16 protein-coding genes are annotated in these 18,868 nt (G+C 71.0%); 4 read left to right on the forward strand and 12 right to left on the reverse strand.

From position 1 onward, the window contains the following. The 9 genes from ACFYZA_RS36840 to ACFYZA_RS36880 form a co-directional block, all read right to left on the reverse strand. Window positions 1-2,628, reverse strand: coding sequence for an ATP/GTP-binding protein (locus ACFYZA_RS36840; protein WP_388494748.1), 2,628 nt, complete (start codon window positions 2,626-2,628; stop codon window positions 1-3). Further along, on the reverse strand, window positions 2,604-3,062 hold the full coding sequence (locus ACFYZA_RS36845; protein WP_229861564.1) for a hypothetical protein: 459 nt from the start codon (window positions 3,060-3,062) through the stop codon (window positions 2,604-2,606). The genes ACFYZA_RS36840 and ACFYZA_RS36845 overlap by 25 nt, the downstream gene beginning before the upstream one ends. A 206-nt stretch (window positions 3,063-3,268) precedes the next feature. Further along, window positions 3,269-4,438, reverse strand: coding sequence for an NlpC/P60 family protein (locus tag ACFYZA_RS36850; protein ID WP_388494749.1), 1,170 nt, complete (start codon window positions 4,436-4,438; stop codon window positions 3,269-3,271). After that, complete coding sequence (locus ACFYZA_RS36855; RefSeq protein WP_388494750.1) at window positions 4,435-7,098, reverse strand: hypothetical protein; 2,664 nt, start codon at window positions 7,096-7,098, stop codon at window positions 4,435-4,437. The genes ACFYZA_RS36850 and ACFYZA_RS36855 overlap by 4 nt, the downstream gene beginning before the upstream one ends. Continuing rightward, window positions 7,098-7,460 (reverse strand): hypothetical protein, encoded by a 363-nt coding sequence (locus ACFYZA_RS36860; protein WP_388494751.1) that lies wholly within the window; start codon window positions 7,458-7,460, stop codon window positions 7,098-7,100. Before ACFYZA_RS36860 ends, ACFYZA_RS36855 begins: the two co-directional genes overlap by 1 nt. Next, on the reverse strand, window positions 7,457-10,150 hold the full coding sequence (locus tag ACFYZA_RS36865; RefSeq protein WP_388494752.1) for an ATP-binding protein: 2,694 nt from the start codon (window positions 10,148-10,150) through the stop codon (window positions 7,457-7,459). The genes ACFYZA_RS36860 and ACFYZA_RS36865 overlap by 4 nt, the downstream gene beginning before the upstream one ends. Further along, entirely contained in the window at window positions 10,147-10,698 is a 552-nt protein-coding gene (locus ACFYZA_RS36870) for a hypothetical protein (protein ID WP_388494753.1), read from the reverse strand. Before ACFYZA_RS36870 ends, ACFYZA_RS36865 begins: the two co-directional genes overlap by 4 nt. Continuing rightward, window positions 10,695-11,027 (reverse strand): hypothetical protein, encoded by a 333-nt coding sequence (locus ACFYZA_RS36875; protein WP_388494754.1) that lies wholly within the window; start codon window positions 11,025-11,027, stop codon window positions 10,695-10,697. Before ACFYZA_RS36875 ends, ACFYZA_RS36870 begins: the two co-directional genes overlap by 4 nt. Further along, window positions 11,024-11,962 (reverse strand): conjugal transfer protein, encoded by a 939-nt coding sequence (locus ACFYZA_RS36880; protein ID WP_388494755.1) that lies wholly within the window; start codon window positions 11,960-11,962, stop codon window positions 11,024-11,026. Before ACFYZA_RS36880 ends, ACFYZA_RS36875 begins: the two co-directional genes overlap by 4 nt. A gap of 892 nt (window positions 11,963-12,854) precedes the next feature. Between ACFYZA_RS36880 and ACFYZA_RS36885 the strand changes: the two genes are divergently transcribed. Genes ACFYZA_RS36885 through ACFYZA_RS36895 form a run of 3 tightly spaced genes read left to right on the forward strand, consistent with a single transcriptional unit; the run spans window position 12,855 to window position 15,048 of the window. Further along, complete coding sequence (locus ACFYZA_RS36885) at window positions 12,855-13,940, forward strand: hypothetical protein (RefSeq protein WP_388494756.1); 1,086 nt, start codon at window positions 12,855-12,857, stop codon at window positions 13,938-13,940. Window positions 13,941-13,984: 44 nt separating this feature from the next. Continuing rightward, window positions 13,985-14,905 (forward strand): hypothetical protein, encoded by a 921-nt coding sequence (locus tag ACFYZA_RS36890; RefSeq protein WP_388494757.1) that lies wholly within the window; start codon window positions 13,985-13,987, stop codon window positions 14,903-14,905. Next, complete coding sequence (locus ACFYZA_RS36895; RefSeq protein ID WP_388494758.1) at window positions 14,902-15,048, forward strand: hypothetical protein; 147 nt, start codon at window positions 14,902-14,904, stop codon at window positions 15,046-15,048. Before ACFYZA_RS36890 ends, ACFYZA_RS36895 begins: the two co-directional genes overlap by 4 nt. 72 nt (window positions 15,049-15,120) lie before the next feature. Here the strand turns inward: ACFYZA_RS36895 and ACFYZA_RS36900 are convergent, their stop codons facing one another. Genes ACFYZA_RS36900 through ACFYZA_RS36910 form a run of 3 tightly spaced genes read right to left on the reverse strand, consistent with a single transcriptional unit; the run spans window position 15,121 to window position 17,673 of the window. Continuing rightward, the gene (locus ACFYZA_RS36900; protein WP_189765782.1) at window positions 15,121-15,588 is read right to left on the reverse strand and encodes an NUDIX domain-containing protein; all 468 of its coding nucleotides are present in this window, start codon (window positions 15,586-15,588) and stop codon (window positions 15,121-15,123) included. Between the two features lie 13 nt (window positions 15,589-15,601). Then, the gene (locus tag ACFYZA_RS36905; protein WP_388494759.1) at window positions 15,602-16,237 is read right to left on the reverse strand and encodes a dTMP kinase; all 636 of its coding nucleotides are present in this window, start codon (window positions 16,235-16,237) and stop codon (window positions 15,602-15,604) included. Continuing rightward, window positions 16,234-17,673, reverse strand: a complete 1,440-nt coding sequence (locus ACFYZA_RS36910; protein ID WP_388494760.1) for a B12-binding domain-containing radical SAM protein — start codon at window positions 17,671-17,673, stop codon at window positions 16,234-16,236. The genes ACFYZA_RS36905 and ACFYZA_RS36910 overlap by 4 nt, the downstream gene beginning before the upstream one ends. Before the next feature lie 241 nt (window positions 17,674-17,914). On the opposite strand from ACFYZA_RS36910, the gene ACFYZA_RS36915 reads away from it, so the two are divergent. Continuing rightward, window positions 17,915-18,832 (forward strand): methyltransferase domain-containing protein, encoded by a 918-nt coding sequence (locus ACFYZA_RS36915; protein WP_388494761.1) that lies wholly within the window; start codon window positions 17,915-17,917, stop codon window positions 18,830-18,832. The last annotated feature ends 36 nt before the right edge of the window (window positions 18,833-18,868 follow it).

Consider the following 18,868-nt stretch of genomic DNA (forward strand, 5'->3'; position numbering starts at 1 on the left):
TCACTGGAACTCCTTGGTGGACTTGGTGAGGGGGGAGGCACTGGGCGTGTGCTTGAGGAGGAAGGCCTGGATGCGCTGTTGCTGGGCGGCGGCGCGCGCGGTCAGTTCGGACAGTGGCCGTGCCCCTGCCGTCTTGTCGGCGGCCGCCTCCAGGGCCCGACGGTTGCCGGGCTGGTAGAGGTCGGCGAAGACGTCCTCCAGCACCGGGCCGTGGACCAGGACGGGGCCGACGCGCCGGCCGCCGACGGTGAACTGGGCGTAGTGGTCGTAGCGGTCCAGGTGGGCGACGTGTGTGGCGCTGGGCTGGTCGCCCCATTCCTCGGTGATGGCCGAGACGGCCCCTCTGGAGCCGGTGGTCGTCGACAGTGTCGATGCGTTCTGGAGCAGCGACTGGCGTACGGAGACCGGGAGCCGGGCCAGGAGCTGGGTCATGCCATGGATCTGTACCTTGAACTTCCGCAGGTCTTCGAACATCGAGGCGATCGAGTCGGCGGCGGTGCCGGTCAGGGTGATCAGCTCGTCGAGGTAGACCCGGAAGAGAACACGCTGGTCCTCGGGGACATCGGTGCGGGAGCGGCCGGCCCGCAACAGGTCGCGGGCGAGGAGGGCCACCAGCAGTTTGTCGGTCGGGCCGTTGCCCGCCGTGCACACCCACACGATCATGCGGCGGTCCATGGCGGCGCGGATGTTGTAGATGCCCTGGCCCTGGCCGAGGAAAGCACGGGTGACCGGGTTCGCGGCAAGCCGGGCGAGCGGGTTGATCAGGATGTTGAACGAGTCGGCCGGGAAGGTGGGGAACACGCTCTGCCACCAGGCCGCCGACTCCTCGCCCAGGCGCTCGCGTACGGCAGCCAGCGCGCAGGTGCGGAATCCGGCATCGATGAGCAGGCTGCGGACCTGAAAGACCGTCGCTTGGTCGTCTGGTCGTCCTGCCTGACAGGCCAGTTCATTGGCCGCCGTCAGAGCGGTGAGTGCCTCGGTGAAGATGGCAATGGCGCGCGGGGCGTTGGCGTCCTCCCAGCCGAAGGCGCTGGCGAAGGCATCGACGGTGTCCTCGACCACTTCGTGTCGGGGCCGTCCGTGGTCCATGCCGATCAGGTTCCAGGAACTGATCAGCGACTGGGGGCCGGTGGCTTTCAGGTCGATGCGGGCGATGCGGCCCATGAGGTGGTCGTGTGCGAGGTAAGGGGCTGCGCGCTGCCAGGAGTCACGGTGCGGGTCGACGAACAGGAAACCGCCGCCCGCATGGGCGTATCCGACCGATTGGACCAGGGCGCGTTCGGTCTTGCCGCCGCCCGCCTTGCCGACACCGACCTCGAAGAGGGTCTCTGCCGTAGGGGTGGCCACCAGGCGGCGCCGGCCGTCCGCGCCTTGATACCAGCCCTGCAACAACAGAGAGGGGTCCTTCGGAACGAACGACGGCAGATCAACGGCGAGCAGCGGCAGCCGGCAGTGCACGGTGGGCGGCTTGAGCAGACCCAGCAGCTCGGTCAGCTGGACCCAGTTGGCGGCTGGCGGCTGGCACTGCCCGGCGGCCCAGCGCCGGTCGAACTGACGCCGGTGCGGCCAGCGGTCGGCTCCCAGCCGCCACGGCCCGATGCGCCATCCCCTCATGGCGAACCTGGCCGAACCGCCGAACACGGCCAACCCGGCCTGGATCCGGGCGAGATGGGCTTCGGCACGGCCTGCGGTGTCGGAAGCGCAGCGCACCAGGATCTGCACCCGGACGAGGTGGCTGTCCTCGGCGAGCTTGCCGAAGGCCTTCGCGGGATCCACACGGACCTGCGGCGGCGTCATGACCATCCGGCCGCCCTCCCGGCTGCGACGGCCATCCGAGCTGAGCACCTGCGTGAACTGGAAGAGCCAGGAGTCCTGAAGTTTCTGGTGATCGCGGTGCATCCAGCGGGTCAGACGTGCGGTCTCAGTGCGCTCGTTGCGCCGGGCGGCATCCAGCAGCTGCCACCGGCGCGCCTTGAGCACCGTCTTCGGGGCGCGCTGCAGGTCGACGCAGACCTCGGCCAGGTCGCCGAGCTGGGCGCGCAGATCGGCTACGGCATCGACGAGTGGCTGCAGGGGATCTGGTTCGAGCGGGACATCACGCAGCAGGGCGACCGGGTTTCCCCGCAGGATGAACTCCGCCCGCACTTCGTGACGCCGCTGCTTGTTCGGCAGCGCTGCGGCCTTGGTGACCTTGACGTGGGGGCCGAAGGGAGTGGTGGTCAGCAGCCGTTCGGCGCCCGCCGGCCCCTCGATCCGGTAAAGGAGGGGGCTTGTACCGTCCGCACGCAGCCGGATCCGCACCGCCTTGGAGCGTCGCGGCGCCCACCACGGCATGGAAGTGGAGGCCCGGGCCAGCTCGATACCCCGGCGCAGAATCTGCTCGGGAGAGGGGTCGAAGTGCCGTGCCGGGGTCAAGTCGAGAGCCATGCGTTGCTGAGAGGCAGCCATGGCCATGCGCCGCAGCACCAGCTCGGTGATCGCGGCGGTGCCCACCAGCACCAGGAGCAGCAGCCAGGCGTGGTCGGTGAGCCACTCGATGACGGCGAGCAGCTGGTGGAAGAGATCGAGCGCGGGGCCGGACGCCGTCGGGGTGGGCTGTGCGGTCAGGACAGAGGCAGCGGCTGCCATGCGGTGGCTCCGTTCTTCGACGGGGTGCGAGTGAAGGAGAAGTCGGTCAGGCGGCCGTCGGTGTAGGTGCCGCCGCGGTCGCCGCCCGCCCACACCAGGTGCACCACCGCCCGGTCCGAGCCGCCGGAGCGGGCGATCGCCGCCTGAATACGGATGCGGGTGAAGGCCGGCACCACCACGTTCCGCACCCCTGGCGGGAACAGGGAGGGGAACGCCTCGCGGCCCACGCCGCCCGCATCGGCGGCCAGGAGCCGACGGCCCAGCAGGAGGAGCTGCTGTTCATCGGCTGGAGACAGGTCGTGGGGCCAGGACTGCTCCAGGACCTGTTGGATGGCGGCGTCGCCACCGGGGCCGTCGCCGCGTGCTGGGAGAGCCGGCCGTGTGGCGGACCTTGCCGAAGGGGCGACCCCGGGGACCACGGACCTGCGGGGCACAGAGTCCGGGGCGCGAGTCGGGGCGGCTGCCGGAGGCCGGGTCGCAGGGGGCGAACGCTGTACCCGTGCGGTGACGGTGGTGTGGGCAGCCCGCTGGGATTCCTCCTGCGGGAGCAGCAGGAACAGACCGCCACCGGCCAGCAGCGCGGTACACAAGGCCAGCGGCCAGACCGGGCGGGGCCGACGAGGGGGAGTACGTGGAAGGGTCACAGCAGCCGTGCCCCTCCCGCGAAGCCGGACATCGCATCGACGGCGTCCAGACGCACGGCGGCCCCGGGCCGGGGAGCGTTGACCATCTGGCCGTTCCCCGCGTAGATCCCGACGTGGTAGATCGTCGAATCACGGCCCGGGGCGTAGGCGTAGAACACCAAGTCGCCGGGAGCCAGAGCGCTTTGTCCCTGGGCGGCGGGGATGCGCCGGCCGACCCCGGCCTGGTCCGACGCCAACCTCGGAAGGCGGACGCCTACCTTGGCATACGCGTACAGGGTCAGGCCCGAGCAGTCGAACCCGGTGATGGACGCACCGGACTTTCCGCTGGGGGAGCAGCAGCTCCCGGTGGTGGGGCCGGAGACGGCGCCGCCGCCCCAGGAGTAGGGGACGCCGCGTTGGGCCAGGGCGGCATCGAGGACGGTGCGCGCGGTCCCGGTCACGTGGCTCAGGTCGACGCTGGCCTTGGTGGCCGCCCGGTACTGGCGGATCCATCCCAGGACCTCGTCCGCGTAGGCGCCGGACTGGTTGTACTGCAGGATCGCCGAGCGGAGCTGGGGCGGTTCGCTCAGGTCGCGTCCGTTGCCGCACAGGTAGACGGCCGCGCCGAGGGCTGCGTCGTCGGCGTTGTGCGGGTCCTTGACGCCGTCGCCGTTCGCGTCGCGGCCCGCGCTGTCGTCCCAGGTGGAGGGCAGGAACTGGAAGGGGCCCACGGCCCGTTCACCCTGTGCGGTGCCGTCCCAGCGTCCGTGGTCGCTGTCGGCGACCGCGGTGGTGTTGCCGCCGGCCCCGGACCCGTTGAGCAGCACGCCCAAGATGCGCGGGGTGATGTCGCCGTTGGCGGCGATGCTGTGCCCGGCGGCGTGGTTGGACTCGGTCTTCGCGATGCCGGCGAGGACCGGCCAGTCCAAACCCTTGCAGCCCGGTACGTCGTGCCCGATGAGGGCTGTGGCCTTCTGGTAGGCCTGCAGCATGCGGGGCGGGATGTCGGCGATGGTGCCGCCTCCTGGATCGTTGCCGGTGGTGGAGCGGCTGGCGGCCAGTGCGGCCAGCGCGTTGAGGGTTGTGGTGAAAGGGCTGGCGCAGCACACCGCGGTGAACAGCACGAGCGTGATCAGGACGGCCCACTTGGCCCGCCGCCGAGGGCGCCTGAGGGTGTGGAGCCTCATCCGCCGTCACCACCCGGGTCCGGGTCGCCGAAGCGGCGGCGCATCTCGTCCTGGATGCGGCGGCGTGCCTCGGGGGAATCGCCGGCCCCGAGCCGGTCGATGATCCGGCGCCGCAGCGCAGCCGGATCCACCGGTGCGGGAGGCGCAGGCGCAGGCGCAGCCGGAGACGCTGTCGGGGGAGCGGCGGGGCGCGGTGGGGAGGCGAGGGGCCGCGCCGGCGGCATGGACGGGGGTGGCGGGGGAGGACCAGGGGCGACGGACGGCTCAGCGGCAGGTCCGCTGCGCGGGGGCGCCGGCCGCAGGGCCCGGCCGGTGAAGGGAGCCGGTGCGCCCCGGTCGCCGGGCTGCTCGCGTAGCCGCTGAGTCACACTGCTGCCGGCCTGGGCCCAGGCCCGCCTGTCCTCGCGCACCGTGTTGCCCCAGACCCGCACCTGCTGGCGGGCATCGTGGGTGTAGCGCGAGCCGTGCTCCCCGCCGCGCCGCAGGTTCTCCGGCAGGCCCCAGCTGGAGCCGTACGCGATTCGTCCCGCGCGGTGCAGGATCCGGTAGCCGCGCAGCCGGACAAGCCGGTTGTGGGCGCGGGTCGACAGCAGCGTCCGGTCCTGGTGCTGATCGTGCAGCAGCGTCCCGGAGTCCCGGTCGGCGACTGTTCCGTCGGGATCCCGGTAGCGGTCCGCGGGCCCGCGACGGCGCTGCGCGCCTCCGGCGCGGCCGCCGTGCTCTGCCTCGGATGCGGCGCTGTCCACGTCAGCGGTGGGCTTGCGCCACCGCTCGAGAGCCTGGTCGTCCGGGCGGCGCCCGACCAGCAGACCCCAGCCGCCGCGCGCACCGAGGCGAAGACCGGTGGCGGCCAGAGCGAGCGGGGCAAGCCCGCGGGAGGACTCGGCGCCGGCATCGGCCAGCAGCCGGCCGGCATCGACGGGCATGCCCGCCCCGTCAGCCAGCGACGCCAGGGACGCCATCAGCCGGTGACGGGTGCCCAACCTCCCCATGGATCCGGACAGTCCAAGGGAGCGCAGTCCGCCGATCCCAAACCCGCCGCCGGTGGCATGCACGGCGAGTGCGGCGCCGATCTCCGAGGTGTCGCCGGGCAGATGAGTGCCGCCGACCTTCGCGTACCGCATCCGGATGGCCAGCCGCTGCCCGAAACTGCTGATGCCACGCATGAGGATGCGGTGGCAGGCCAGGCCGACGATGCCCAGGACGTCGAGGACCAGCAGGCGTTCGGCCGGCAGGTCGGGTCCGTCGGTGAACACGGCGTCCACACCGATGCCGTAGAACGGCAGGAACATGCAGCACACGAACATGACCGCGATCGACATGAAGAACACGGCGATCCATTTCCACACGACCTGCCGGTTCGGGCCGGGCAGCATCCCCCACACGAAGGCGACGCCGCCGACCGCGGCCGCACCGGCGTCGGCTGCCTGGGTGCCGAGCAGAACCACCGAGGCGGACAGCGGGATCGCGCAGATCAGCAGGGACGCGATGAACAGCATCAAGGCGCCCGCGGTGCGCCAGCCGGTGGGCTGGGACGCGTACTGGGCGCAGGCCTTGCCGACCGGGCCGCCCTGCTCCTTGAGGTCCCCGAGGAACGCGGCGAACTGCTGGTCTTCCTCGGTGAGTACGGGCTGGGATGCCTGCAGCAGCGCGTCGCCGGTGGTGAGCGCGGGCAACGTGTCGGCATCGGGGCCCTTGACCTGCCCGGCGGCGCCCTGCTCGCAGTACGTGCGTGCCACTCCGCGGATCAGGCCGCAGGTGTCGCCCTTGCCCTTTTGGGGCTGGTTCTCAGGCTTGTAGCCGCCGGAGACCCACTTGAGGTGGAGGGCGTAGGCCTTCTTGTCGCTGTCCTTGGCGGGGTCCAGGACGCGCCCGTACTCCAGCAGCATGTAGCCCTTGACGATCAGAGCGTTGGTCAGGGAGTCCTGAATCGGGCGGGCCACCTCGGCGGGGGAGAGCGGCTTGGCTCCCTCGAGCTGAAGGCACTTGAGCTCGCCGCGGCCTGCCATGCCGGCGCACGGCCCCTGGTCGCTGGCGATCTTCCCGCCCCAGTAGTGGGAGTTGACGGTGTCGCGGGCGACTTCGGCGGCGGCCTGCTGGGTCTGGGCGAGCGGGCCGCCCTGCGCGAGCAGGTAGTCGGGGCGCACGAACGCGGATGCGGCGAACCCGGCGATCACCAGGGTCAGCGCGATCTCACCGAGGCCCTTGCCGGTCTTGCCGCGGACGAACAGGATCAGCCCGAACACGAACGCCCAGGCCAGCATCAGCCCCTTGAGGCCGAGACTGTCGACGACCGCGTGGTTGTAGGCATCGGCAGCCTGCTGCGCCGGACTGGTGAGCATCTTCAGCAGCGGGAACTTGAAGGCATAACCGATCGCCCAGCACGCCAGGCCGACCACCAGGCGCAACAGGGTGAACAAGCCGTTCATGACGAAGGCGTAGGCGTTCGACTTGAACGAAAAGACGGATCCGCCTTCGGCTGACAGCTCGTAGCCGTTGATGGGGACACCCTCGGAACTGGTGATGTTGAGTGGGGAGAGCATGTCGCCGCCGCTGTTCTGCGTGGCATGCGCTACCTGGGCGTTGACGAGCAGGAACACCACGGTGACGAGCACCGTGAAGCCACCCGAACGCAGGCGTGCGCGATCTGGGCGCCACATCAGCGCCTCCGCCGGCCGCTGCGCCGCACCGCGTACACGAGGAGCAGCCCGGCTGCGGGCACGGCGAGCCGGAAGGCGTTGGCCGCGCCCGCGCCGCTCGGCTGTGCACCGGAGCTAGATGTGGAGGGGGTGGGGGAGGGGGCGCACGAGTCGTGGGCCAGCCCGGTGATCAGGACGCACGGGTCGTTGGCGGAGGTGGGCTGAGGGCTGGCGGCGAACGCCGAGCCGATCTGGGGCCACCAGGCGTCGGGTACGCCCGCGATCGCGAACACGGTGACGACGGCGGCCAGGACAGCCACGACGGCGAGCGCGCCGACGATATGGGCACGACTGCGGGAACGGTCCCATTCATTGCCGGTCATCCCACGTGCTCCTTCGGCGCGTTGGCCGTCGTTGCCTCGGTGGGAGCTGGTGTGGGTTGGTCTCCGGGGGTGGTGGTGATGCCGGAGCGGATGCGGTGCAGGCGGGGGATGGCGACCTTGACGCGGCAGGTGTTCATGCGCGGCGCGGTCAGCAGCATCTCCCCTTTTCTGCGCTTGTCACGGAGGGGGGACAGGTCGGTGGTGACGATCCGCAGGAGTTCGGGGTCGGTGCTGTCGAGGCCGATGAACTCCAGGCCGCGGCGGGCCGTCTTGTCGTCCTGGGTGCGGGACAGAGCGCGGTAGGCGAACAGGCCCCGGTCCGGGCCGAGTTCCTTCTCGTCCTGGGCGCCGGCGAACAGGCCGCCGTTGTGTTTGCGGCCGTCGTGGAGGATCTCGCTGATCAGAGCGGTGCCTTCGGCGGAGCCGGTCAGCCACCACAACTCGTCCGCGACAATGGCGCAGAACCTGGCCGGGTCGGCGAACGCGGTCTGCCGGGCGAGCGCCGCGATCAGATACAGCACCGCCCGACCGATCAGGGCTTCCAGGGGCTGCTGGCGCAGGACCTCGGGGTGGGCGAAGGCCTCCTGGGGCGGCAGGGTGAGCCCGGCGGTGGTGATCACGATGAGGTCCGAGTCCAGGTCCTGCTCCAGGCGGACCGGCGGCAGTGTCGGGTCGAACACCATCTGCGCGAGCGGGTTGGAGGACACGATCCGCGTCAGGTCCACCAACGTGGCGGCCGCTTCCCGCCGGGACCCGCCCACCTCGTCCGCCATCGTTTGTAGGTGTTCGAGCACCTGGTGCATGGAGGGGGCGGCGCTCTGGGCGGTCTGCTCGACGGCCCGGTGCAGGACGCCGCCGGCCGCGGTCATCGGCCCGATGCCCAGCTGCAGCGCGAGGTAGCTCAGCGCGTAGTGCGCGCCTTGTGCGGTGCCGGGGAACATGCGCAGCGGGTCGATGGATACTCCGGCCGCTGCGGCGTCGATGATCTGGCAGCGGCCCGGGGCGGCCGCACGGGCGAAGGTGGCCCATTCGCGCAGCGGGGTGCGGTCGATACAGATCGCCCGCCCGCCACGGTCCACGGTGGACTGGGTGAGCAGCTTCAGCAGCACACTCTTGCCGCCACCGGGATCCCCGCTCACGGCGAAGGACGCCGAGGCGTCGGCCTTGGGGGCATCCGCGATGTTCAGCAGCACCGGCCGGGTGGTGCCGGTGTCCTGGTCGAAGCCGAGCAGCATCCCGTTGGGGTCACCGGCCTCGGTGAGGGTGAGCGCGCCGCTCATCGCCCAGTCCTCGGACACCTGGTGCTGGGTGAACTCCCGCAGTGCGTGCGGGCGTACGGTGCCCGGCAGGCCGAGGGTGAAGAGAGCTTCCTGGAGCCCGGCCGGGCGCACCGCCCGGTAGTCCGCTCCCGCCAGCAGCGCCGCAAGAGCCCGGGCGCGGGCGTCGCAGTCCGCGGCGCGCGCGGCCCACACGCTCAGGACGGTCACCGACTGGACCTCGACCTCGATGGAGGTGCGCGACAGCCGGCCGTCCTCCTCACTCAGATCACGCACGGCTTCGGGCACCGTGTGGGGCATACCGGTGGGCCGGACGTCGTACTGCTCGGCCTGGTCGACGAGCTCGTTCTTCTTCCGCTGCACCTGGGCCTTGGCCTTGTCGGCGGTAACCAGCGTGAGGTCGACGCAGTAGTCGACGGGAAAGGCCAGGCCCTCGAGCTGCGCGAGCAGGTCGGCGGCCTCCACCCGGACCGCTTTGGGGCACTCGGCCAGCGCCAGGTGCGCCTGGTAGCCGCAGCCGTCCTCGGTCTCGACCTGGAGCCACCGCCGCAGCAGCGGGGAGTCGCCTCCCCGGCGCCACCACGACCCGCGCCCGGCCCGGCTGCTCTCTTCGCCTGTCTCATCGTTGTCGTGCCAGGCGCCGGGGGTGTGATCCAACGGATCGGGTCCGCCTTCGTGGAGGCGGACTTGACCGAGGTCTGCGTAGCTGGGGGAGCGGAGCTCGCCGGCCCGGAGGCGGCCGCCGTACAGGGTGCTGGACTCCGCCTCGCTCAACAAAGGCTCCGGCAGGCCGCGGCGCAGTGCGTGCTGCAGCATCCACACGACCTCCGCCGGGCGCGCCGGACGGAAACCGAGCGCACCCGACAGCTGGGCCTCGATGTGCTCGGCCTGGCGGCGGTAGGCGTTGACTTCGCGGGCGCTGACCGCAGCGGGGGTGAGCCCGAGCTGACTGGAGAGGTCGGCCCACATCGCCCCCAGGCCGCCGGCCCAGGCGAGTGGACCTGTCTCGGCTGTGAGCGGCACCGCCAGCCACAGGGTGCGGCGGTGCATTTCCTGTCCTTCCAGCAGACTGAGCGCGGACTCGGTGGTCTCGGCCCAGGGGTGCTGGCCGCTGTGCCGGGCGGCGCTGCCCGCCCCGGGGTCGACGCCGTCCAGCATGCGCAGGGCGATCTCGCCTGGATCAACCTGGGCACACAGCCCGTACAGCCGTGGTGCCCCGGACAGCGAGCGCACCAAGCTGGTTGCCTTGGACAGCAGTTCGTCGCGGACCTGGGTGGTCATGTAGGTGCCCTGCACCGTTTCGCTGTGCAGGCCCTGCTCGTCGGGGCCCGGATGCAGGCGGTAGACCGCCCACACCCCGCCCTGGGCGGACCACAGCAGGTGACCGGCGAGATGACGGATCGGCACCCTCACGGCCGGCTCCCTTCGATGGGGCGTGCGGCCGCCTGGGCAAGGAGCCGCTGCGCGGGTGAGGCAGAGCGCAGCGACGCCTCCGGCAGATGGCGCGCTGCCGGCCGCGGCCGGCGAGCCTGCGCAGGGGTCGGGGTCACCGGGCGGGGGGTGGGCAGGTGGGACGGCAGGTTCTCGATGACGAAGCCACCGAAGACCCGGTGCGGCATACGGTCGCGGGCCGCGCGGCCGCCGATGCGCCCGGGGGCGGGCTGCGCCAGCAGGGTCAGCCATCCGGCCAGGGCCGGCAGCGGAGCACGTCCGGCGAACTTGGGGCGGCGTACCATCCAGATCGCCACCACCCACGCGGCCAGCGGGAGTGGACCCAGCCAGGACCACCACGTGACCGTCTCGACCAGGAGCAGCCCGCCGACGCCGGCGACCGCGATCTGCGCGGGGGTGTAGGGGCCGAGCGGAATCTTGAAGTCGGCGACCTTCCCCAGCACCCACGGGTGACGTCGGGCCGAGGTGTAGAAGCGCGCCACGCGGGGCGCGGCACCGCTCGCGCTCACAGCTCACCCCCACTCTGCGGGGACGCGCCGGTGAGGGGCCGCACGGGCACGATGATGGCGGGGGCCGACTTCTTGGTGGGGTTCTTGATCTGATCGGTGAAGGTCGCGGCGAGGTCGTCGCGGGAGGAGTAGATGCCCAGCGCGATCGCCATCAGCAGCAGGGCCCCGATGCCCGCTTTGATGGAGAACCTTTGCACCATGTAGACGACGACGATCACGATCAGTGCGGCCTTGAGCCCGCGGCTGCCCCACGTGGTGAACATGTCGATCCACGAGTTCCCGAGATCGTCGAGCTTCCCGGCCAGGACCAGGGAGTGTGCCGTGTTCACGCGTGGCCGCCTCCGCCCGTACCCGTACCCGTAGCGGTGACGAACGCGGAGACTTCCCAGCGGCCGGCCCGCGCGGTCAGCGTCAGCTCATACGCCAGCGGCCATGCACCAGTCTTGTCCTGGGCCTTGATCTGGACCTGCACCCGGGCCTTCGTGCCGTCCGCCGGAACGCTCTCCGCGGCCGCCGACTCCTCGACAGCGTTCGCCTGCTCGACCTGAAGGTCGGTGTACGACGTTCCGGACAACGCCGCGAGCCGCACCCCCGGAGCCAGGTAGCGGTCCACCTGGCCGAGCCCGGTGAGATAGGCACGCAGGAACTCGGCGACGGTGGCGGTGAGTACCCCCTTCGCCGGCAGGCTCACCCCGTATGCCGGCTCCGGGGCCTTCGCCGTCGTGGGGCCGGCCACCTGACCGGGTGCCCCGGTGACCGCGAACGAGCCCCCGTCCGCGCCGGCCACGACGGGCACCGCGAAGTAGCGCACCGAGAAGTCGGCGTACTGCGCAGCCACCGTCACCGACCACTGCCCGCCCTCACGCTGCGCACTGCGCACCGCCACCGCGCGCTCGAGCACCGGCTGCGCACCCTCCGGCCGCGGCAGCGCAACCGATGGCGCCAGTGCCTGGGCGAGGCGTGCCTGCGCACTGTTCTCGTCGCCGGCGGTGCTGCGCAGCCAGGCCGCCAGGTACAGCTCGGCATACCCGGACGGATCGGCGGCCGGCGGTGTGCGCATCGTGCTGCTCGACGGCGCCGGTGCGGCCTCAGCGGGTGCGACGGGCGACCGTAGGGCCGCCGCTGCGAGGGCGAGAGGGCCGCACGCGAGTGCGACCCACACCCCCCAGCGTCCGATCCGGACCTGACGGCGCATCCGGGCCAGGGCGACCCCCGCAGCCATCGGCGGCTCCTGGCCGCCCGAGGACTGTGTCGCAGGAGACATGTGAAACTCCCAGGTAGAGACGGTGTGTTGCTACCTGGACCAAACCCGCCAGCCCCGACCGATCCGCCGACCGATCAGCCCCCTCCACGGTCACGAAGCGGCCACAAAACCGTGGAGGGGGCTATGGAGGGACCCCTCCATAGCCCCCTCCACGGTTTTGTGGTTCTCTCCACAGCGAATCTGACCGTTCAGCCACCGGCGCGCGCCGCGGGCCCCGTGCCGGACGCCGTGTGGCCGCCGGTCGAGTCCGTCGGCGGTTCGCGCTTTCCTCCGTGGGCCACCGCGCACCCCCGCGACATGGCGGGGTGTTGAGCTGAGGAGATGGCTGCGCACGGTGAGCAGAGCCGGTGACCGAGTGTGAACTGCCGCCAGGATGCCGCGCCGGTCCACTGCCAGCGCGCATCCGGCGGTGCGCAGCGCGGTTAGCGGACCGCGTGCGACCGGGGCCACCCACCCCGCGGCTGCGCACCGCCCGGGTCGCCGGTCCATGGGGGCGAGCCGGATGCGCTGCTCGGCGCCGTCAGTGGGTTGCGTCATCCTGGGGTGGGGGAGCCGTGCCCAGCCGTAGGCGGAACACGGCGGGTTCGCGTTGTCCGCTCAGCCGCATCAACGCCACCACGCCGACGAACGGCACCGCCGCCGGGCTGCTCCTCTGGTGCGCCCTTGGTGGAGGGTCCCTCCACCGGTCCCTCCATGGTGCGCGGTGTGGAACGTCATCGGATCGTGACGCTTGGTGGGGGCATCCGGTCGGCGGTCCGGCGGGAGCGCGCGGGTGGACTCACGGCATGGAACATGCGCACGACGCCTCGCCGCTGATCGCGGAGATCACCGCCTCACCGACTACGGGCTCCGGAATTCGCCGGCCTGACGTGCCGTCGGCGGGAGCTGCTCGATGAGCGGCTACGGGGCGGGAATTCGCCGTGGCGCGATGGCGGGGGACCGCTTCACGCAGATCTCCAACGCCCTCTTCCGTGACCCGCGGGTCAGCTTCAAGGCCAAGGGTCTGTTCGGGCTGCTGACTACTCACCGGGACGGCTGGCGGGTCACCGTGGCCAACCTCGCCAGGTGTGCCACCGACGGACGGGACGCGGTCAACAGCGGCCTCAAGGAGCTCGAGCGGTACGGCTACTTGACCCGCGGCCGTGAGCGGAACGGGGATGGGACGCTCGGCGAGACCGTCTATGCCATCACCGACATGCCCGCGCACTTGTATGACCTGCTGGGGGATGCCTCCACCGTCCTGGTGCCGCAAACGGGCAGGTCGCAGCCCATGACGGGAAATCCAGCATGGGATAACCCTGGTCTGGCTGATCCGGCACCAAAGAACACCAAGAGAAAGAAGACCAACAAGGAGAACACCAACCCCGTCCATCCGTCCGTCCCTTCCGCGCCCACGCGCGAAAACGACGACACCCCGGCCCTCACGGGGACGCCCGAGGCGCCGGAGCGGATCGAGGCCACCGCGGGCGTCCGGCTGCTGCTCGCCATCGGTATGCGATCCCCGAACCTGCTGCTGACCGGATCGGCGCTCCGCGACCAGGGGCAGATCGCCACCGCTCTTCTGGAAAACGGCTGGAGCGCCGAGCACCTCGAGCACCTCATCGCCGGCCGCCCGCTGCCCCACCCGGTCCGTACGTCGGTTGCCGCGATCATCGCCGCCCGGCTCCGCGCCGCCCAGAGCGCCCCGACACCCCACTCCGCCGGGCTCACCGTCTGCGAGCGGACAGGGGCGCAAGCCGCCGGCCGATCCCCGGCTGAGGCCGTCGCCCGCCGGGCGCTCGTCGAATGCGCCGCCTGCGGCAACCCCGGCCCGGCACCGGGAGAAGATCTCTGCCCGGCCTGCCTCGACTGGCCGCCGTGCACCACCTGCACCGGGCCCACCCCGCGCCGCGCCCACCCCGACAGTGACGGCCGCTGCACCCCCTGCACCCTCGCCGCCGCACCCCTGGGGGATCCGGCGTCGCCGAGCGTCACCTGAACCTCCATCACACGCACGCCCCTTTCGAGCGGACCGAGGAGATCATGACCATCGAACCCCGCCACCCCCTGCCGGAGCCGGGGCTGCGCCCCTTCATCACTGACCCGGGGCGCTGGCACCGTGAACTCCAGCGGACCCAGGCCCGGCTTGCGGCCGCGGCCCTCGACGGAGGCCCTGGCTACCGCCGGGAAGCCCACCGCGGGCAGGAGCTCACCCGAATCGACGAGCGCACCGAGTGGGGATGGCTGCGCTGGCCGGCCCCTCTGTCCGAGGACGTCCCCGTGGCACCGCTGCGGATCGCCGTGCTGCCACCGAGGCCGTCCCATACCGCTCGGCTGGCCGGCCGTTGGCTCACTCGGCGTCCGCCTCTGCGGATCTACTTCGACGCGCGCTACCGGTTCTGGGTCACCAGCACCACCGCGCTCGCCGCCTTTCTCTCTTTGGTCTGGGTGGGCGCCGCGATGGCCAAGGGACTGCCGGCCGATGTCGGGGTGCCCCTGATGCTGCTCATCCCGGCGCTCGCCGAGCATGTGCCCGGGTGCCTGGACGCGCGGGCCCAGGCGCACGTGCGGATCGTCCGGGACGAGGCCGGTCTGCGGGAGATGCTGCGCTTCATCGGCTGCCACCAGATCATCCAGGCCGCCGACGACCACGAGACTCCCGAACTGGCCCAGGCCGTTGAGGTCGGCCATCGCCTGCTGTGGGATATCGCCGGGCTGCTCACCCAGCCCGCCGCGGCCCCCGTCCACGCGTGGCTCCTTGCCCGCGAGGACCAGTTCGCCCAACTCGCCTGCCAGGCCGTGGAGACCCGAGCAGCGAAGCAGGAGCGGGACCGCCACACCACCCGCACCGGATGGGAGATGGAGCGGCCGGTAGAGAGCGCACAGGAACGGGTGTCCGGGACCGGCAGTGCCGGTGACGAAGGCCGCGTGTACGGCCCCCCGGAGACGACAGGATCAACGTGACCGGAGGCGAGCCCGGCTTCATCACATACGGCGGCATCCTCGGGGAGACCGGCGCCAGCAACACCGCAAAAGGAAAGGTCGACGGCGGCGCCGGCACCAACACCCCGGCAAACCAGGGCGCAGTAACCAACTGCCCGTTGTAACGGGCAGACGGATCTGGTGCCAGACCCACGCCTCGCACCAGAACCGATCGACCGAGGTCCAGAGGCGGGTGCTCAGTGCTTGGGCCAGCCGTGGTAGGAGAGGCCTCCGGGCTGTGTGAGGCTGCCGTTCAGGCCGACGGCGGGGTAGGGGATCAGGTTGTCGGGCAGGTCGTGTTCGGCGAACCAGCGCAGCGCTAGGCACTTGTCGGGTTCCCGGTTAACCACGTCGCCGGCGTACTTGGTGGTCTCGAAGAAGAACCCCAGACGGTCCGGTGTGCCGTCGCCCTGGTGGTGGATGACGGTGTGCCGGAGAGTCATGGTCTCGGGGTCGGCATCGAGGCCTGTCTCTTCGCGGAGCTCGCGCGAGGCCGCCTCAGCGGGAGTCTCGTTCTGTTGATGTTCGAGCTTGCCGGAGGGCAGGTGCCACTGGCCGTATCCGTAGGGACCGCCGCGCTGCGAGAGGAGAAGTTCCTGTCCGTTGCGGACGATGACGTGGACGTCCGTGATCGGCGCGGTGGCGGTGGAAGTGCTGTCGCTCATGGTCTCGGATTCTCTAACTCGACGAAGGAGCGGTCGTGTTGACGGTATCGCCCGGGGCGGGTGTGACGCGGGTGATTGCCTGGGCGACGCCCGCAGGGGTGAGGTGCGTGGTGTCGATAGTCACGGTGGGGTAGCCGAGATGGGCCAGGAGTGGGATGGCTTCCTGGTAGAGCTCCAGCTCGCGCAGGGTGCTCTTGGGGTCGAGCTCGAAGCGGTGCTTGGTTCCGCGTTTCTCCAGCCGGGCCAGGATCGTGTTGGGGCCGGCGAGGAGGATGACCGCAAGGTCGGGGACGGCCAGGTGCTGGTTGATGGTCAGCAGGTAGTCGACGCTCAGCCCGTCGAGGCGTTGCAGGACCAGAGTGGAGGGCAGGTAGCGGTCCAGAAGGACGGTGTGGCCGACGTGGAGGTGCGGCTGTATTTCGGTGTCGAGCTGGTGGAAGCGGTCGGCGGCGACGGCCAGCGCGAGGGAGCGGCCCTGCATCTCGTTGGCCATCGCACGCACGGTGGTCCCAAGCTGGTTGGGGAAGGGCTGCGTGGTGGTGTGCACGATGTGGCCGGCGGCGGTGAGCAGCGGTGCTGTCTGCTGGATGGTGGTGGATTTGCCGGTGCCGCCGGGGCCGTCCACGGTGATGAACAGGCCCGCGGTCATGCGGCGGCCTCCGGGGTGTGGCTGCGCTGGTACTGCTCGCGCATCAGGTCGACCAGGTGCTGGTCGAGTTCGGGCAGCGGAACCTCGCCGAACTGGAGGCCAGTGGTGAACTGGTACTCGTCGCGGCCGCGCATCGCCTCGTCGGCGCCCTGGGAGGTGAGGTCGACGTCGCTGTAGGACTGCATCTGCTGCGGGTCGTAGCCCTGGCTGACGAGGTTGTCCCAGATGGGCGAGCCCGGGTACGGGCGGAAGGTGAAGACGCTGGCGCGGAAGGTCCCCGGCATCTGGTCGGAGAGGTTCCACAGGTCGTGGATGTGGCGGATCGTCGCGGCGATGTCGCTGCGGCTCTCTCCGGGATATCCGAGGATGAAATAGCCCTTCACGTTGATCCCGTGGGCCAGCAGGCGGTGGGTGACCGTGAGGGTCATGTCGGCGGTGATCCGTTTGTCCATCGCCTTGAGGATCCGGTCCGAGCCGGATTCGATGCCGAGGGCGACTTCGCGCAGCCCGTTGCGGGCGAGGGTTGCGAGCATGGTGTCGTCCTCGCGGGCCAGGACGTTGATGCGGCCGGTGGCGTCCCACACGTACCGCTCGCCGACCCGGGCCTGGGTAAAGACGTCCATGGCGGGGTGGATGACGCGCCGCAGGCCGAGGAACAGGTCGTCGACGGCACGGAACGCGGTGACGCCGTACGCGTCGTGCAGGGCGTCCACCTCGGCCAGGATGTTCAGCGGGTGGCGGGTGCGGATGGTGACGTCGGTGTTCATGCTCGCCGCGGCGCCGCAGAACCCGCACTCGTACGGGCAGCCGCGCGAGCAGACGAGGTTGGCCTCCAGGCGGCCGTCGTCGGCCCGGTAGGGGTCCTGGGGCAGGAATGACCGGTCGACGAAGGGGAGTTCGTTGATGTCGGGGGCCAGCCAGCGGACGGTTTCTTTCGGGTCGGGGATGCCGCAGGCGGTGGTGTTGAGCAGCCGGTCGCACCACATAACCTTGGGCATCTCGGCGCGGCGGCCGACGTCGTCCAGGAGGGCGGCGACCCGGGTCTCGCCCTCACCGAGGATGAGGGCGGCCAGGCTGCGGAACCGGCCGTCACGCAGCACCATCTCCGGGGCGGCCTTGGCGTGGTGTCCGCCTGCCATGACCAGGACGGTGGGGTCCAGGAGCGAGGCGATGCGCGCCGATATGGCGTAGGTGGGGGCCAGCAGGTTGAAGCCCGCCCACCGTGGCCGCGCCGCGTTGATGAGGGCCGCGGTCTGTTCGAGGCCGAGCCCGTGGGCTTCGGCATCGAGGACGCCGGTGTTGAATCCTTTTGATTTGGCGAAGGTGGCGATGTAGCCCAGGCCCAGGACAGGCAGCGTGTAGTCGTTGACCCTGGGCCGCAGACGGTAGTCGCGCAGGGGCGCGTTCACGAAGACGGCGTCCAGCGGCCCGCCCACGGTAGAGGCTCATCCGAGTAGGCGTACAGAGCGGGTGCAGATCCTGCAAGTCGCGTGCGTGCGAACCGAGTTGATGGTCCCCTGGCGGAAGCGGGCGCGCTTCCTAGGCGCGCGAATCGACGTAGGCAGGGAGGCGTCATGGGCGGCAGCCGGGGCGATCAGGACGGTCAGGTAGGCGGGCCTTCGTCGAGTCCGGGGGACCCGGGAAATCCGATGCCGGCCCCGGAGCCGGAGCCCGACGATGACTGAGGCCCCTCCTGAACCGCTGGAAGATCTCGCCGTCGAGCTGCGTGCCGCTTGCGCGGCCGAGCTCGACGGCCGACCGGTCGGGCACTTCAATGACCGGCCGTGGCTGCGCGCGGCCTTCCTGAAGGTGCCGCGCGAATACTTCGTGCCGGATCAGGTGTGGTGGCCCTTCCCGCGCGACGACGGGCTCCATCACGTGCTCGACCGTCACGAGCGGCCCCGGGCCTGGCTCAGGGGCGTCTACCGGCCTCAGGCCTCCCTGATCACGCAGGTCGCCGACGGCGCGGTACGGCCGGAGGACGGGCCCACGGCCGCGCCGTTCACCAGCGCCGCGTCATGCTCGGCCGTCGTCGTCGACATGCTCCACCACCTCGACCCCGGCCCCGACGACGTCGCTCTGGAGATCGGCACCGGCTCCGGGTACAGCACCGCGCTCCTCGCCCAACGGGTTCGGCCCGGAAACCTCGTCAGCATCGAGATCGACGAGCAGCTCGCCGATCGCGCCCGCCACAGACTCGCCGGCCTCGGCCTCCGCCCCACCGTGCTCGCCGCCGACGGGGAGTACGGCCACCCGGACCGCGCCCCGTACACCCGGATCATCTCCACCGCGGCCGTCCGCGAGATCCCTCAGTCCTGGCTCAACCAGGCAGCGGCGGGGGCAATCCTTCTCACGCCCTTGTACGGACCCTTCGGCCACGACGCTCTCGTACGCCTCGTCGCGGACGGGGAAGGCGGTGGCGAAGGCCGGCTTGTGACGGGCGTGTCCTTCATGAAGATGCGTGGACAGCGCGCGGAGGACCGGACCTTCGAGGAACTGGGCTGGCCGATCGTGGACGGCCCTTGGCCCGCGTACACAGACGTCGACTACCGAGTTACCATCCGGGCCGGGCAGCAGCGGATCAGGGTGTGCTGAGGAGTAGGACCCCTTGACTACGGGGTGCGGCCGTTT

Source organism: Streptomyces sp. NPDC001828 (assembly GCF_042892175.1).
In the GTDB taxonomy this organism is placed as follows: Bacteria; Actinomycetota; Actinomycetes; order Streptomycetales; family Streptomycetaceae; genus Streptomyces.